Here is a 15,676-nt window from a genome sequence, read left to right as displayed (position 1 = left end):
CCAATCCACTCGTCCGATTCACTTTTCCAGCGCCGGCGTCTAGATTCAGGTCAGGCCGAGTCGAAAATGGTGAGTTCCGAGAACCGGAGCGGAGCGTACTTTTCGTACGTGAGCACCGGAAGCGCAGGAAACCGCCATTTGCAGGCCGGCCTCACCTGAATCTAATGCACGGCCGCGTACATGATCTTCTCCTCCGTGGCCTCCGCCGGCGAAAACTCCTCGACGATGCGGCCCTGGCGGCAGACCAGGATGCGGTCGGACAGGTTCATGATCTCCGGCAGGTAGGACGAGATGACGACGACGGCCAGCCCCTCATCGGCCAGCCGGTTGATGATCTGGTGGATCTCGGCGATCGCGCCGACATCGACGCCACGTGTCGGCTCGTCGAAGATGACGATGCGCGGCTTCTGCACCAGCCCCTTGCCGATCACCACCTTCTGCTGGTTGCCGCCTGACAGCTCGACGACGCGCGCATTGTCGTTGATTGCCTTGATGTTCAGCGTCTTCGTCCATTCGGCCGAGAGCGCGCGCATCTCCTGCGTGTTGATCACCCAGGCCTTTTCGCGGCCCGCCGCCAGCAGTCCGCCGAACAGGTTTTCGGCAATGCCCATCGTCTCGAAGATGCCTTCGCTCTTGCGGTCCTCGGTGACATAGACGATGCCGTCGGCCACCGCTTCGCTCGGCACGAGATAGCGCACCGGTCTGTCATCGAGTTCAATCGCGCCGCCGCGCAGGAAATCCCGCTTGTAGATGCCTGAGACGATCTTGAATGTCTCGGTGCGGCCGGAGCCGATCAGCCCGAACACGCCGGTGATCTGGCCCTCGAAGATCGAAAAAGAGGTGTTGCGCACGACATTGCTCATCGAAATGTCCTGCACCGACAGCACTTTCTTGCCCGCCTTGCGCAGCTTCGCTTCGTCGCGCTGGCGGTAGATCTGTCCCGATAGCGTGCGCCCGACCATGGCGGAAACGATCCTGTCGCGGTCGAAGGCGGATGTGTCGTCGGTAATGACCAGCTCGCCGTCGCGCAGGATGGTGATGCGGTCGGCGATATCGAGCGCCTCTTCCAGCGCATGGCTGATGAAGACGATCGAGACGCCGCCCGCCTTCAGCCGGCGGATCAGCGCGAAGAAGTGCCGCTTCTCCTCCGGCGTCAGCGTCGCCGTCGGCTCGTCGAAGATGATGATCTCGGCATTGTGGTGGACGGCGCGCGCGATCTCGACCATCTGCCGCTTGGCGGCGCCCAGCGTTGCCACCATGGCGTTCGGATCGACCGGGAAGTTCAGCGACTGCAGGAACTGCTGCGCTGAAATGTAGGTGCCGCGCAGCCGGTTGAGGAACTTTTCGGTGCCGAGATAAAGGTTCTGCGCCACCGTCATCGACGGCACCAGGCTGGTCTCCTGGAACACCATCGCGATGCCGGCTTCAAGCGCTGCGTGCGGCGAGGCGTAGGCGATTTCCTGGCCCTTGTGGAACATCTTGCCTGAAGTGGCGTCGACCACACCGGCGATGATCTTGGTCAGCGTCGATTTTCCCGCGCCGTTCTCGCCGAGCAGCGCATGGATCTCGCCCTTGCGCAGTTCGAAGCTAACGTTCTTCACCGCGGGCACGCCGCGATAATTCTTGGTGACGTTTTCCAGCCGAACGATCGGTTCCATCAGAAACCTCCAGAAGCGAGGTCGATCGCCAGCACGCAGTCACCGCCTCTGGAGGCGACAAACAGCCGGCCGTCCTTTTCCGCAACGCTGCAGATGCCATGACGCGTGCCGTTGGCGCGGCTGTGCAGGCTGAACAGCGGCTGCATCTTCTGGTCGAGCCTGACCACCAGCCCATAGGAGCGGCTCGGCGACCACGGCTTGTGGATGCCCATGGTGCGGATGCCGCCGCATTGCAGCGGCTCGAGGAAGCTGCGGCTGGACGCCAGTGCCGGCGCGATCCAGTAGGCCGGCGGCACTTGGCTCAGCATGTCCTGCCGGTAATGCGTTTCCTGCAGCACGAATTCGATCAGCCGGTTGCGCGGCGCAAACAAGGTCAGCCAGGCCCCACCATCGGCGGACGGCGACAGCCTCGCGGGATAGCCTGGCAGATGCGTCAGAACCGTCGAACGGCTGCCCGTCGCGCCGCCGAAACGCACCAACTGATGGCGCCAGCTTTCACTGACAAGCACATCCTTGCCGACAGGATGCAGCCCGTAGGGAAAGGCAATGTCGCCGGCGAGCTTGCGAAAATCACCGCCTGCCGCGTCTCGCTTCCAGAGCGAACCGGACGCGCCCTTCTTCATCAGATCGGCGGCCCATTGCGATGGCACATGCTCGGCCGAGCCGTTGGCCAGCCACAGCGTGCCGTCATCCGCATAGGCTAGTGCGGTGATGCAGCTGATCCCGGCCGGCAGCGAAACCTCCACGCCTGACATCAGCAACTTGCCGCTTTCCAGCCCGACCGTCAGTTCGCCCAATGGCGACAGCGCCAGCGCGGTGACGGCAGACGGAAAGGTCTCGACCACGACAGGTTGCGCTCCAGCAGCAATCGAATGGATGGCGTTGCCGCTGGAGACCAGCAGCCTGTCACCGGTAACCAGCAGATTATCCGGTTCCGTCAGCTCGGCAAAAGCCGGCGCATCATCCAGCCGCGTATTGGGGCGAAAAGCGCCGTCGAGCGGCGGGATGGTCACCGCCTTACCGCGGAACAGGTCGAGCACCGGGTCGAGGATCATGGCTTTGCTCCCCAATAGGAAGCGGGGCTGGTCCAGTTCGGGTCGGCGCCTGCAATCTTGTAGCGGCCGATACGGTTGTTGAGGATGCCGCCGACGAACAGATACCCCTTGTGCTCGCGCATTGAGGTGACCATCGGGTGCGCGCCGCCGGTGAGGTCGCCCATCGCCTCGACGATGCCGCCCCTGTCATTGAATTTCACCACGCCGCCGGTGTTGATGTTGGGAAACAGCCATTCGTCCTGCGGTAGCCGGCGCGTCATGCGCTTGCGCATGTCGGGATGGCGCAGCGACAGGTCGAAGCTCGGCGTGCGCATGCCAAGCCACGCCATCCAGTAATTGCCGTCGGAAGCGCGGTTGATGTTGTCGGGATAGCCCGGCATGTCGCGGATGACGCATTCGGCGGTGCCGGCCTTCGGCCCCTCCAGCCAGTAGCGGTGCACGCGGCAGGCCCAGCTTTCGGCGAAGAACAGCGACTTGCCGTCATGCGCCATGCACACACCGTTGGTGTAGCGATAGCCGTCGAGCAGCGTCTTCGTCGAACCGTCCTTCGGGTCGTAGACCAGCAGCCGGCCGGTGGCACGGTTCTCGATCGAATCCAGCGCCCAATCGTGGGCGTCATATCGCTTAGTTGAATCTGTGAAATAGATGCGGCCGTCCGGTGCGATATCGCAGTCGTTGGGGTCACGCAGCCGTGCATCGTCGACGATCGAGGTCCACGAGCGCGACGTTTCGGCCGACAGTCTTTTGACCTCACGATCCGGCGAGACGGAGTAGAGCCCCATCGCGCCGACGCAGCTGATCAGATTGCCTGATTTGTCGAAGGCCAGCCCCAGCGGGAAACCGCCGATGTGGGCAAACACCTCCGACCTGACATAGTCCGGCGCGAAGAAGCGGACGATCTCGCCATGGCGCGTGCCGCAATAGAGGTTGTCGTCGCGGTCGAGGATGACGTCTTCCGGCCCCTCCAGCTCGCCAAGCCCGATATGCTCTGCGGCCGACAGCCTGTTGTCGAGTTCGTATGGCGTGCCCGAGCCGGGTGCGGCCGACTGTGTCTCGCCCATCTTGAGATAGACCGGCGCGACATAGACCTCATTCAGCACCTTGTGCCGGTTCTTCAGCCAGCGGATGTCGATGGTCACCGCCACCGCCAACATGATGCCGAGCACCATCTGGTTGGTGCCGGTGCCGTAGCCCAAGCGGATCAGACCGTTGGTCATGGTCAGCACGATGATTGCGCCCATCAGCCCCTTGATCACCGAGCCGCGCCCGCCGCCGAGGCTGACGCCGCCGACCACCGCCGCCGTCAGCGCCATGATCTCGAGGTTGAGGCCGGTTCCCGGCCCTGCCCCGCTCAACCGGCAAGCAATGAGGAAGCCGCCGATCGAGGCGCAGAAGCCGGAGAAGACATAGGTCATGAACACGGTGCGGCGCACGCGGATGCCGGCATTGTGCGCCGAGCGCCTGGAGCCGCCGACCGCCAGCACGTGCCAGCCCGGCCGCGAACGCGTCAGCGCGATATGGGTGACGATGGCCAGGATGATCGCCAGCCACACCGAGACGGACAGCCCCCAGAAGGTGCTGTCGCCGATGAAGTCGAGCACATCCGATGTCGCGGTCGAGAGCTGCACATCGGCGGCATAGGTGGTGACCAGGATGTCGAACAGCGCCCGGCCGAAGATGAAGGTCACCAGCGTGGTGAGAAAGGCGCGCAGCCTGAGATAGCCGACAAGGTAGCCGTTGATGGCGCCGAAGATGAGGCCGGTGGCGAGCGATGCGGCCAGCGCCAGCCAGATCGACTGTTCGAGGATGAAGAAGACATAGACGGCGGAAAAGCACGACAGCGCGAAGATCGAGCCGACCGACAGATCGATGCCGCCACCCAGCATCACCACCGTCATGCCGGTGACGACCATCGAGAACTCGCCGAGCTGGCGGGTCGATTCCTGCAAAGCGGTCAGCTTGAAGAAGCCGGGAATGACCGAGCCGAAGGTCGCCAATGTCGCCACCAGCGCCAGGAACGGAATGGCGTTGTCGGTCCAGCGTTTGGTCAGTATCTCGCCGACGACATGGTCGGGCACGAGATTGTAGCGCCAGGACTGGAGGCGTTCGCGAAAGGACATCGGCTGCTGCTATTCCATGAGGGGACGAGGTGACCGGATCCTTCCGGTCACCTCGCTTGTACTTCAGTCGAAAAGGTGCGGTTTACTTTGCCGCCGCCGCTTGTGCCTGCAGCGCCTTCAGGTCCCAGCAGCTGTCGGGCTTGAGGTCGGCCTTGGTCGTCGCCTTCTCCAGCGTGTAGATGTAGGTGTGCGAGGTGCCGGCCGGCTGGCCGCTCTGCAGCAGGAACTTGATGATGGCGTTCATGTCGCCCGACTGGCGAGCAAGATCGGTCATCACCACAGCGCCATAGGTGCCGTCGACCAGCTTGTCGCAATCGGCCGCCTTCTCGCCGCCGCCGGTGGTGACCAGGAACACCTTGCCGTCGAGTTTGGCATCGCGGATCGCGGCGGACGCGCCGGTGGCGTCGCCATCCCAGAAATCGATGATCGAGCAGATATCCGGGTTCTGCTGCAGCATCGTCGTCGTCACGTTGCGCGAGGTCGTCGCATCCCAGTTGGAATCGGGCTTGGCCACCACCTTGAAGTCGGGATTCTTGTCCAGCACCTTCATGATGCCGGCATACTGATAGAGGCTGGAGGAGTTCGCCTGGTCACCCTGCACCAGGCCGATCTTCTTCGACGAGTTCGGGCCGCAGCCCTTGATCGCCGCTTCGGCCTCGAGCTGGCCAAGCCGGTCCCAGTCACTGCCGATAAAGGCGTCGGCCGGGAAGTTGGCGGGATTGTCGACCAGGATGACATAGGTGCCGGCGGCCTGTGCCTTCTTCATCAGCTTGGAATAGGAGTTGAGGTCCGGCGCGTGGATGATCAGCACATCCGGCCTGGTGTCCGAGGAGATGGCGTCCGTGATCGCCTGCGCGCCGGCATCGACGACCCAGTTCGGGTCGCGCGTCTCGAACACGCCGCCCCAGGCCTCGACTTCGGTCTTCAGATAGTGCGCCCAGCCCTGCGCCAGGTCGAAGCCCATTGCCAGAGGCACCAGCATGACGCGCTTGCCCTTGAGCGCCTGCGCGTACGCAGCCGGGCCCGGATCGTCGGCGGCGAAGGTTGGCGCCACGAAGGCGGTGACAGCGAGCGCCGTGGCGGCGGCCATGAGTGTCTTGATCAGTTTCATGTCGGATCCTTTTGCTTTGGTCGTTGTTATCAGCGGCCGGCCCCAACCGTCCGCCGCAGTTCAGGTCTAAATGTCGCCCTGCTGGGCGGTCTGCTCGTCACGTGGATTGATGATGCCGTCGACGATGATGGCGCCGAGCAGGATCGCTGCCTTGATCAGGTTCTGGTAGAGCAGCGGAATGTCGATGATGGTCATGGCGTTGAGCAGGATGCCGATCAGTGCCGCACCGACCAGCACGTTGCGCACCCCGCCGCGCCCGCCGGACAGGCCGATGCCGCCGATAACCGCCACCAGCACGATATCGTAGAGCAGCGTCGAATTGACGACGCGGGTATTGATCGAATGCAGGCTGGCCGCCGTCAGCAGGCCGGCGACCAGTGCAACGAAGGCGGAAAGCACATAGCGCAGCACCAGCATCGGCCGCACCGGCATGCCGATGTTGCGGGCGGCCACCGGATTATCGCCGGCGAAATAGATATAGCGGCCCCATTTGGTGTAGCGCAGGAACAGGAAGAACAGGAAGGCCAGCCCTGCGAAGACGAAAACCTCGATGGGAATGTCGAGGAAGCGCAGGCCACCGAGCAACTCGACCCAATGGCCCTGCGGCACCGGCACGGCATCCTGCGTGATCAGTTGCGAGCGTACATAGCCGAAGACGAAGGAGCCTGTCGCCAGCGTCACGAAGATCGCCGGCACGTCGGCATAGGCGACGAGAAAACCATTGAGCAGGCCGATGGCCAGCACACCGGCCAGCACATAGGCGAAGGCAAGCCCGTCCGGCGTCCCCGAATTCAGCAGTTGCAGGTACCAGGCGACCGACATCGCCATGATCGCGACGGCAGAGAGGTCGATGCCGCGGCCGATGATGACCACGGCCATGCCGAGCGCAAGGATGCCCAGCACCGACACGGAGCGGACGATGGCGACGAGATTGTTGGGGTCGATGAAACCTGGCAGGCCTATAGCCGCTGCAACGAACAGCACCACGGCGATGGCAAAGACAATGCCTTCCTGGTTCAGGCTCCTGAAATTTGGCCAGCCGATGGTGTTCATGTCTGCGTTTGCCCCGATGGCAGCGCTGCCATCCCTGGGAAAGAACGCTAATCGGCCCAACGCCGGTTCGTCAAATGAATCCGCGCCCGGAACCCAGGCCGGCTGCGATATTTATCGAGTGGACGCATCGATTGCCGAAGCTGGCGCAATGCGCGGAAAACTCTGCGCTTTTGGCAATTGGTTGCGCCATTGCGGCCGCACGCGAAAGCGCTGCACCAAGGCGAAGGGACAGGACGGAATTTATCTCCGCATCAGGCGGAAAAATCGATCTGAATTTCCCGGCGAGTGCCCGGAAACCTCCGCGCCCGCACCTGGCGGGAGCACGAGAAAACGCAACGCCGCCACCAGCCCGATGGCGCCGATCACCAGAAAGGCTACTCGAAAATCCACAAGATCGAGAGCGGGGCGATCCCTGACGATCTGCGACAGATTAAGGATCGCCGCCGCCACCGCGACGCCAAACAGCATCGCCACCTGCTGCAGCATCGAGGACAGCGTCGCCGCCGAGCTTCGTTGCGACGCATCGATGTCGGCGAAGGCCAGCGTGTTAAGGGCGGTGAACTGCATCGAGCGCGACAGGCCGGCAATCAGCATCAGCGCCACCACCAGCGTTTGCGGCGTCTGCGGCGAGATCGCTCCGCAAGCCATGATCGAGGCCGAGGCGATGATGCCGTTGACGACCATCACCGAGCGGAAACCGAAACGGCGCAGCGTCGGCGTGGTCACCGTCTTCATGCCGAGATTGCCAAGGAAATAGGCCAGGATCATCAAGCCGGCATCGACAGGCGAAAGGCCGAAGCCAACCTGGAACAGCAGCGGCAGCAGGAACGGCGTGGCGTTGATCGCCACCCGGAAAATGGTGCCGGCGGCAAGCGTCGAGATGGCGAAGGTCAGCACCTTGAACGAGGAGAGATCGAGCAGCGGATGCGGCGCGCGCCTGAGATGGCGCACCGCCAGCCAGCCGAGGACGATGCCGGCTACGATCAGCAGCGCTGTCGGCAGCACGCCGTCCTCGGGATGCGCGATACGCTCGAGACCGTAGAGCAGCAAGGCAAGTCCCGCCGATGTCAGGAAAAAACCGGGCCAGTCGAGCGGCTTGGGGTCGGCCTCGCGGTCGCCTGGGATGAAACGGGCGACCAGCGCCAGCCCGATCACGCCGAGCGGGATGTTGATGAAGAAATTCCAGTGCCAGGACAGATAGGTGGTGATGAAGCCGCCGAGCACCGGCCCGACCACCGGCGCAAACAGTGCTGGCCAGGTGATCAGCGCCGTGGCGTTGAGCAGTTCGGATTTCGGCGCATTGCGCAGGACGAGAATGCGCCCAACCGGCGTCATCAGCGCGCTGCCGAGCCCTTGCACGACACGTGCGGCGACGAACTGGGTCAGGGTTTGCGAGAGGCCGCAGGCGAGCGAAGCCAGGGTGAACAGGACGATCGCCAGCAGGAAGATGTTGCGCGCCCCGAACCGGTCGGCGAGCCAGCCCGACAGCGGCACGAACACCGCCATGGTCAGCATGTAAACGGTGATGCCGATGCTCATCGCCACCGGCGACACGCCGAAGGAGGCGCCCATCTGCGGCAGCGATGTCGAGATGATCGTCGAATCCAGCAACTGCATGAAGAAGGCGATGGCGACGATCAACGCCACGCGCCGCGCATGGGTGGCCGTTTCGGACAAGGTTGCGATCTCGGGAATGGCAGTCATGACGGAACCGGTTTGAACAGCATCTCCCCGGCGACGTCCAGAGACGTCGCAACAAACTTTCGTGTGCCGCCATGGCCTGCTATGGAATGGATGGGGCCGTCGAGGAGAGTATACGCGTAACATGAAGCCCATCTACATCGACTACCTCAATGCCCTCGATATCGATGCCCTTGCCATGACCGATGGCGAAATCATCGCCGCCGTCGAGGCTGGCCTGGTGGCGCAAGGCAAGGGCCAGACGGTGATCGAACCGCGCGTCCATCTCGAGCCGGACCCGTCCTTCCACGGCCATTTCAACGTGTTGCGCTGCTACGTCGCGCCGCTCGACACGGCCGGCGTCAAGATCGTCGGCGACTATGTCGACAATTACCTGCATGGCCTGCCTTCCGAATTCGGCATCCTCAACCTGTTCGACCCGCGCACCGGCGCGCCGCGCGCCATCCTCGACGCCACCGTCATCACCGACATGCGAACCGGCGCCGTCACCGCCATCGGCGCCAGGCATCTGGCGCGCAGGAATTCCAAGGTGCTGGCCCATATCGGCGCGCGCGGCACCGCCTACTGGAATGTGCGCCTGCTCGACCATCTCTTCGACTTCGACGAGATTCGCGTCCATTCGCGCCGCCCGGAAAGCCGCGACGGTTTTGCCGCCGAACTCTCCGCCGATCTCGGCAAGACGGTCACAGCCGTGGCCGACTGGAAAAGCTGCATCGAGGGCGCCGACATCGTCGTCGAGGCCTCGCGGCTGCCGGAGCCGCAGCCGTTGCTGAAGACCGAATGGATCAAGCCCGGCGCGCTGGTCGTGCCCTATGGCACGATGAGCGCGGTGGAACTGTCGTTGACCGACATCATGCAGAAAATGGTCGTCGACGATTGGGGCCAGTGCAAGGGCGGCAAGTTCGGTTCGCTACGCGCCCATGTCGAGACCGGGCGGCTGAGCGAGAAGACGCTGCATGCCGAGCTCGGCCAGATCGCCGCCGGCCTGAAAGTTGGGCGCGAAAGCGACGACGAAACGATCCTGTTCTGGCATCGTGGCCTGTCGCTGTCTGATATCGCGTTGGGCAAGGCGATGCTGGCCAAGGCGCAGGCGCAAGGCATCGGTCAGAGGCTGCGCTTCGCATGAGCGCGCTCGTCCTCACCGGAACCGGCGTCGGCGTCGGCGATGTCGCTGCAGTCGCCCGCGATGGGCGCAAGGTGGAGATCGGACCCGATGTCATCGGCAGGCTTGAGAAGGCACGAAGAGTGCTCGACCAGGCTGCAGCGTCCGGCCAGCAGATCTATGGCCTGAACACCGGGCTCGGCGCCAATCTCGGCACTGCTGTAGAGGGCGATGCCGGAGCCTTCCAGCGCCAGTTGCTGGAGGGACGCAGCGGCGCCGTCGGCGAAGGATTGCCGGTCGATGCGGTGCGGGCAAGCATGGCCGCGCGTGCAGCGATGCTGTCGGTTGGCGGATCCGGCCTTTCGCCTTCCGTCTTCGTTGCTTTGGTCGACGCGCTCAATGCCGGCGTCCATCCCGTCATGCCGTCGCTCGGCTCGATCGGCGCCGGCGACCTGGTGCTGATGACGGCACTCGCCCGCATGCTCACCGGCGAAGGCGAAGCCGACTATCAGGGCCGTCGCATACCGGCGGCCAAGGCGCTGATGATGGCGCGCCTCGCCCCGATCAGCCTGGCGCCCAAGGACGGGCTATCGCTGATCAACGCATCGGCGGTTTCCGCCGGCAGCGGCGCACTTGCGGTGACGGATGCCCTCACTGCCCTGGCCCAGCAACAGCATGCCGGGGCTCTGACCATGGAAGGTTTTGGTGCCAACCGCACCATCCTCGACCCGCGCCTGCATATGGCGCGCCCGGCGGCCGGCCAGCAGGAAGCAGCCAAGGTGCTGCACAATCTGCTCGTCCGAGACGACGCGCCGGCACCGACCACCTTGCAGGACCCGCTGTCGATCCGCTGCATGTCGTCGGTCCATGGCGCACTGATCGAGGCGATCGGCCAGGCGAGACAGGCTGTCGAGATCGAGCTCAACGCCGCCGCCGACAACCCGCTGGTGCTGGGCGATGATGAACTGGTGCTGTCGACCGGCAATTTCCACACCGCCGCACTGGCGCTCGCCTTTGAGACGCTCGGCCTGGCGATCGCCCAATGTGCCGCGGCCAGTGCCGCGCGCTTCATCCAGCTCACCGGTTCGGGCCGCAATGGCCTGCCGAAATATCTGTCGCCGGTCGGCGGCGCCTCCGCCGGCTTCGTACCGCTACAGAAGACAGTGACCTCGATCCTGGCCGCCATCCGCCATAAGGCCAATCCGGTGATGCTCGACTTTCTGGCCGTGTCGGAGGGCGTCGAGGATCACGCCACGCAGACACCTCTGGCGGTTGCGAAATGCGCAGGGATGATCGCGCTGTGGCGGTGGCTGATCGCCTTCGAATTGATGGCCGCGGCACAGGCCGTCGACCTGCGTGACGGCTTCACACTGGCGCCGCGCACGGCCGCACTTCACGCGGTGATACGCGCTCTCGTCCCCATGCTGAAAGAGGACCGGCCGCTCGGTATCGACGCCGAAGCGCTCTACGCCGCGCTCGCCGGCGGAAATTGGCCGGCCTGACGCGGCTTCTCAGAAGACGACGGTCTTGTGGCCGTTAAGCATAACGCGGGCTTCGAGATGCAGCTTGACGGCGCGCGCCAGTACCCGGCTTTCTATGTCGCGCCCGACGGCGACGAAATCCTCGGCGCTCATCGCATGGGTGACGCGTTCGGTCTCCTGATCGATGATCGGGCCCTCGTCGAGGTCGGAGGTGACGTAATGCGCCGTCGCACCGATCAGCTTGACGCCGCGGTCGAAAGCCTGGTGGTACGGCTTGGCGCCCTTGAAGCTCGGCAGGAACGAATGGTGGATGTTGATCGCCCGTCCGAACAGCCGGTCCGACAGACCTTTTGAAAAGACCTGCATGTAGCGCGCCAGGATGACCAGTTCGGCCCCTGTCCGCTGCACCAGGTCCAGCAGCTTCTGTTCCTGTTCGGCCTTGTTCTCCTTGGTGGTCGGCCAATGGTGGTAGGGAATGCCCTCCAGCTCGGCGAAGCGGCGGGCATCCTCGTGGTTGGAGACGACGGCTGCAACCTCCGCGTTCAGCCAGCCGACCCTGATCTGGTACAACAGATGGAGAAGCGCGTGGTCGAACTTGGAGACCATGACGATGATCTTCGGGCGGCGTCCCTGATCGACCAGCGCGGTCTTCATGCCGAAGCGATCGACGCTTGATTCCAGGGCCCGCTCCAGACTGTCCCCGGTCGAGCCTAACGGGCTGATGAAGGCGATCCGCATGAAAAAGCGATTGGTCTGCCGGTCCCAGAACTGGCTGCTTTCGGCGATGTTGGCGCCGTTCGCGGCAAGCTCCGCCGTGACGGCGGCGACGATCCCCGGCCGATCCTCGCAGGAAAGCGTGAGAATATGAACCGGCGCGGCCTCGTCCGTCGCATCATTGCCTTGAGATTTCACGCCCCGTCGACCCTCTTCATGAACAGGCTGAGTTCAGCCGGATCCATATGCACCACATGCCTGTCTTCGGGATAGGCGAGACTGTTCACGTCGGCAACATATTCCGAAAACGCGGCGATACGCTCGGCCTGCAAACGATCATATTCGGCGGCGAAATTGCGATAGACCTTGGAATGACGGGGCATGTGGCCACGGTTCTGGCCGAGAATGTCGTCGGCGAACAGATATTGCGCATCGCAACCGGTACCCGCTCCCATCGACAGCATGATCAGCGACGTCCGCTCCGAGATCGCCTTGGCCACCTCGACCGGCACCACCTCGATTTCGGCGCCGATGGCGCCGGCGGCCTCCAGCTGCTTCACCGCCGCGAAGATATCCATGGCGGTGTCGGCGGTCTTGCCGACCGCCTTGAAGCCGCCAGTCCAGGTCGCCCGTGACGGGATCAGCCCGACATGGCCGATCACCGGGATATTGTCATCGGCCATCCGCTTGATCGTGGCATAGCCGGCGCTGCAATAGACCGCGTCGGCGCCGGCCTTGTAGAGCCGGAAGGCCCAGCGCACGAAATCGTCCGCCGTGCCGATCTCGTAGAAATTGTCGCCCGGCATGGTGAACAGGCTGGGCGCCGCGTCGCGGTACTCAGGGTTGAGCACCAATTCGGGCGGCACCGAGACGATGTCGACCCCTGCGCGCTCCGCGGCCTCGGCCTCGTCCATCGTCAGCACACGCAGCATGGTCAGCTGTCGCTTGCCCTTCATGGCGCGCAAATCCGCCACCGTCGGTCTTTTTCGGCTCATCAAAAGGGTTCCCTCAGTTGCATTCGGCGGCAGGTCAGCCGATCTGGATCATCACTTTGCCAGCCTCGACCTTCACTGGATAGGTGGCGAGATTGACGCATACCGGTGCGCCTCGAGCCACGCCCGTCTTGTAGTTGAAGCGGCCATTGTGCTTGGGGCATTCGATGATGTCGTCCATCACCAGCCCATCGGCCAGATGCGCCTTCTCATGCGTGCAGTACCCGTCGGTTGCGAAGTACTCGTCATCGGGACTGCGATAGATGGCGAAGGTACGGCCGCCATGATCGAAGCGGATGACATCCTCTTCCTCGACATCGTCGACGCCACACGCTTCAACCCAGTCGGCCATCTGCTTCTCCCCTATTCCGCCGCAGCCGGAACGGTCAGTGCATGGAATTCGTCCCGATACGGCCGCGCCGTCGGCGGCAATTCACGTTTGAGGAAATAATCCTCGTACTGAAGCTGCTTCAGCAGCACCGGCCAGACCTCGCGATAGGCATGCCACATCGAAGGGTTCGGCTCGGGCAGATCGTGCTTGATCAATTCGTGCAGCCTCGGCAGCGCGTGATAGGGCACCATCGGGAACATGTGATGTTCGACATGATAGTTCATGTTCCAATAGATGAAGCGGCTGATCGGGTTCATGTAGACGGTGCGCGTATTCAGCCGGTGGTCGGTGACATTGTCGGCCAGGCCGATATGCTGCAGCAGGCCGGTCAGCACCATGTGCCAGCTGCCGTAGAGGCGCGGCAGGCCGATCAGCACCAGCGGCAGGAACGACCACAGATAAAGCGCCAGCCCGATCGCCGCGACATAGATGGCGACATGCCAGCGCGCGGCTGTGACCACCTTGTGAAGCTCCATCTCGGGAATAAAGCTTTTCTCGTCCGGCGAGATGCTGCCGAACGCATTGCGCACCAGCGTCGGCAGCGAATAGCGGAAATCGAGAACACCGGTGAAGGCGAGTGCGGCGCGCAGCAGGTCCGGCGGACGCATCACCGCGATCTCGGCGTCGCGGCCGACGATGATCGTGTCGGTGTGGTGGCGGGCATGGCTCCAGCGCCAGGTCACCGGATTGCGCATCAGCATGAAGCTGGCGATCTGGTAGACGGCATCGTTCATCCAGCGTGTGCGGAAGGCGGTGCCGTGGCCGCACTCGTGCCAGCGCGAGTCGCTGGACGAGCCGTAGAGCACGCCATAGACGAGCAGGAACGGCACCACCCACCACGTGCCCCAGAACCAGGCGATCCCGGCGGCGGAACCCAATATGGCAACGATCCAGATGATCGTGTCGCGGATCGCCGGGCCGTCCGAGCGCTGCATCAGCTCTTTCATCGCCTTGCGCGGCACATCGGTGTGATACCACTCGGCCGAGGCCAGCCCGGTCTCGATCGCGATGCGCGTGCTTTCCCCGACCAGGCTGTAGTCGCGCTTTTTCTCCGTCACATCGACCTCCGATTTCCGGCCCGCCAGCCGGAGCGTTCGTTTCGCCTCATGCCCTGTCCGCCAATCCCGGAAAATTTCCCGACGGCGCAGGATAATCCTGTTGCGGCTGCCTTGCGATCGACGCGATCTTCGTTTCGGCCTCGGCGATCGCGCCGGCGCCGTCGAGCACCCGGAACACCGCGTCATAAGAACGGCTTTCACTATGCTCCAGCCAGATCATCTCGCCCCGCTCGCGCGCCGCGAGATTGCCCAAGACATGGTGTGTCGAGGGCTCTATGCCCAGCGCATACTGCCCCGCCTGAAAATTCTGCCATTGATAGGCGCAAGGCAGCTGGTCCTTGCGCGTCACCACTTCGAAGCCGAGCCCGAGCTGATCGTTGACCACTGCCACCGGCACCTCGCCATTGGCGCCCGCCGCCATCTCGTGCTGCCAGACCTGCTCGCTGAAACCCGATTGCGGCGCCGGCATCGTGCGGTAACCCACCTTCTGCGCCTGGTAGCGCTCGCCGGCATGGCCAGCCCAGACGACGTCGCGGATCGGCGCCAGATAGCGCGAACCCTCGTCGAGCAAGGGATGGCTGACATTGACGTGGTAGAAATACATGTGCGGCGTGCGATTGAAACCGTGGTTGACCACGCGATCCGACAGCCGGATCTCGTTGCCGCCGACATCGGCCTCGATACGCCGGATCAGATGCAGATCCTCGCCGAACACTGCCGATTGCTGCACGGTGCCTTCGGCCCACAGCACGCAGCGGTCGCCGTCCCAGGTCTCGCCATAACCGGTCAGCCGCGCCGGAATGGTGCCGACGCGGCCATGCAGCGAATGGATCACGGTCTTCCTGCCCGGGTAGTTGTAGCTATCGGCCGGCACTTCTTCCCGGCCCAATATGTGGTCGAGGCCGCAGGTGACAAGCAGCCCTGAAAAGGAGCGCACCCAGGCGAGCCCCCCTTCCCCCTCATAATCGTGCAGGCCGGGATGGCGAAAACCGCTCGGCGAATGCCAGCCGATCGCCTGTCCCTTGAAGTCGCAGTCAGCGATGTCGAGCGCCCGGTCGACCAGTGCCGTGAAGCGCAGGCCCGAGCCGGTGCGGAACTCCAGCATGCGGATGCCGCGTTCCACCCCGTCGCCAAGCGTCATCAGCCGCACGCCGGCAAATTGCGACAGCATGCCCGAACGTTCCGACACCTGCCGGCGCGAAAGCGTCTTGCCGTAAAGTTCTACCATGTGACGGCCAAC

At 63.7% G+C, this 15,676-nt stretch carries 13 protein-coding genes; 2 read left to right on the top strand and 11 right to left on the bottom strand.

All coding sequences use genetic code 11. From position 1 onward, the window contains the following. Nucleotides 1–161 precede the first annotated feature (161 nt). The 6 genes from P3C39_RS03565 to P3C39_RS03540 all read right to left on the bottom strand — a co-directional run bounded on the left by P3C39_RS03565 (nucleotide 162) and on the right by P3C39_RS03540 (nucleotide 8,701). Nucleotides 162–1,658, bottom strand: coding sequence for a sugar ABC transporter ATP-binding protein (locus P3C39_RS03565; protein ID WP_013530841.1), 1,497 nt, complete (start codon nucleotides 1,656–1,658; stop codon nucleotides 162–164). Next, complete coding sequence (locus tag P3C39_RS03560; protein WP_063172541.1) at nucleotides 1,658–2,713, bottom strand: hypothetical protein; 1,056 nt, start codon at nucleotides 2,711–2,713, stop codon at nucleotides 1,658–1,660. The genes P3C39_RS03565 and P3C39_RS03560 overlap by 1 nt, the downstream gene beginning before the upstream one ends. After that, a complete protein-coding gene (locus P3C39_RS03555; RefSeq protein WP_024501552.1) occupies nucleotides 2,710–4,833 on the bottom strand; it encodes an SMP-30/gluconolactonase/LRE family protein in 2,124 nt (707 codons plus the stop codon). Before P3C39_RS03555 ends, P3C39_RS03560 begins: the two co-directional genes overlap by 4 nt. An 82-nt stretch (nucleotides 4,834–4,915) precedes the next feature. Further along, nucleotides 4,916–5,944: a sugar ABC transporter substrate-binding protein gene (locus P3C39_RS03550; protein WP_013530838.1), complete on the bottom strand. Its 1,029-nt coding sequence runs from the start codon at nucleotides 5,942–5,944 to the stop codon at nucleotides 4,916–4,918. Nucleotides 5,945–6,010: 66 nt separating this feature from the next. Next, nucleotides 6,011–6,997, bottom strand: a complete 987-nt coding sequence (locus tag P3C39_RS03545) for an ABC transporter permease (protein ID WP_013530837.1) — start codon at nucleotides 6,995–6,997, stop codon at nucleotides 6,011–6,013. Nucleotides 6,998–7,237: 240 nt separating this feature from the next. Further along, the gene (locus tag P3C39_RS03540) at nucleotides 7,238–8,701 is read right to left on the bottom strand and encodes a DHA2 family efflux MFS transporter permease subunit (RefSeq protein ID WP_275952679.1); all 1,464 of its coding nucleotides are present in this window, start codon (nucleotides 8,699–8,701) and stop codon (nucleotides 7,238–7,240) included. A gap of 121 nt (nucleotides 8,702–8,822) precedes the next feature. Between P3C39_RS03540 and P3C39_RS03535 the strand changes: the two genes are divergently transcribed. Together P3C39_RS03535 and hutH are read left to right on the top strand one after the other, a co-directional pair. Next, on the top strand, nucleotides 8,823–9,824 hold the full coding sequence (locus P3C39_RS03535) for an ornithine cyclodeaminase family protein (RefSeq protein WP_275952678.1): 1,002 nt from the start codon (nucleotides 8,823–8,825) through the stop codon (nucleotides 9,822–9,824). Beyond that, entirely contained in the window at nucleotides 9,821–11,302 is a 1,482-nt protein-coding gene (gene hutH / locus P3C39_RS03530) for a histidine ammonia-lyase (protein WP_275952677.1), read from the top strand. Before P3C39_RS03535 ends, hutH begins: the two co-directional genes overlap by 4 nt. Nucleotides 11,303–11,311: 9 nt before the next feature. Here the strand turns inward: hutH and purU are convergent, their stop codons facing one another. Genes purU through P3C39_RS03505 form a run of 5 tightly spaced genes read right to left on the bottom strand, consistent with a single transcriptional unit; the run spans nucleotide 11,312 to nucleotide 15,664 of the window. Then, entirely contained in the window at nucleotides 11,312–12,193 is an 882-nt protein-coding gene (purU, locus tag P3C39_RS03525; protein ID WP_050596166.1) for a formyltetrahydrofolate deformylase, read from the bottom strand. Further along, the gene (locus P3C39_RS03520) at nucleotides 12,190–12,990 is read right to left on the bottom strand and encodes a 3-methyl-2-oxobutanoate hydroxymethyltransferase (RefSeq protein WP_127366970.1); all 801 of its coding nucleotides are present in this window, start codon (nucleotides 12,988–12,990) and stop codon (nucleotides 12,190–12,192) included. The genes purU and P3C39_RS03520 overlap by 4 nt, the downstream gene beginning before the upstream one ends. Before the next feature lie 34 nt (nucleotides 12,991–13,024). Beyond that, nucleotides 13,025–13,339 (bottom strand): MocE family 2Fe-2S type ferredoxin, encoded by a 315-nt coding sequence (locus P3C39_RS03515; protein WP_013530832.1) that lies wholly within the window; start codon nucleotides 13,337–13,339, stop codon nucleotides 13,025–13,027. Between the two features lie 11 nt (nucleotides 13,340–13,350). Next, the gene (locus tag P3C39_RS03510) at nucleotides 13,351–14,436 is read right to left on the bottom strand and encodes a fatty acid desaturase family protein (protein WP_224675537.1); all 1,086 of its coding nucleotides are present in this window, start codon (nucleotides 14,434–14,436) and stop codon (nucleotides 13,351–13,353) included. Nucleotides 14,437–14,482: 46 nt separating this feature from the next. Further along, the gene (locus P3C39_RS03505) at nucleotides 14,483–15,664 is read right to left on the bottom strand and encodes an aldose 1-epimerase family protein (RefSeq protein ID WP_275952676.1); all 1,182 of its coding nucleotides are present in this window, start codon (nucleotides 15,662–15,664) and stop codon (nucleotides 14,483–14,485) included. Between the last annotated feature and the right edge of the window lie 12 nt (nucleotides 15,665–15,676).

Origin of the sequence: Mesorhizobium sp. XAP4 (genome assembly GCF_029269325.1) — a bacterium.
Classification (GTDB): domain Bacteria; phylum Pseudomonadota; class Alphaproteobacteria; order Rhizobiales; family Rhizobiaceae; genus Mesorhizobium; species Mesorhizobium ciceri.
Note: the sequence above shows the minus strand (reverse complement) of the source record. Positions and strands in the feature narration are given on the sequence as shown.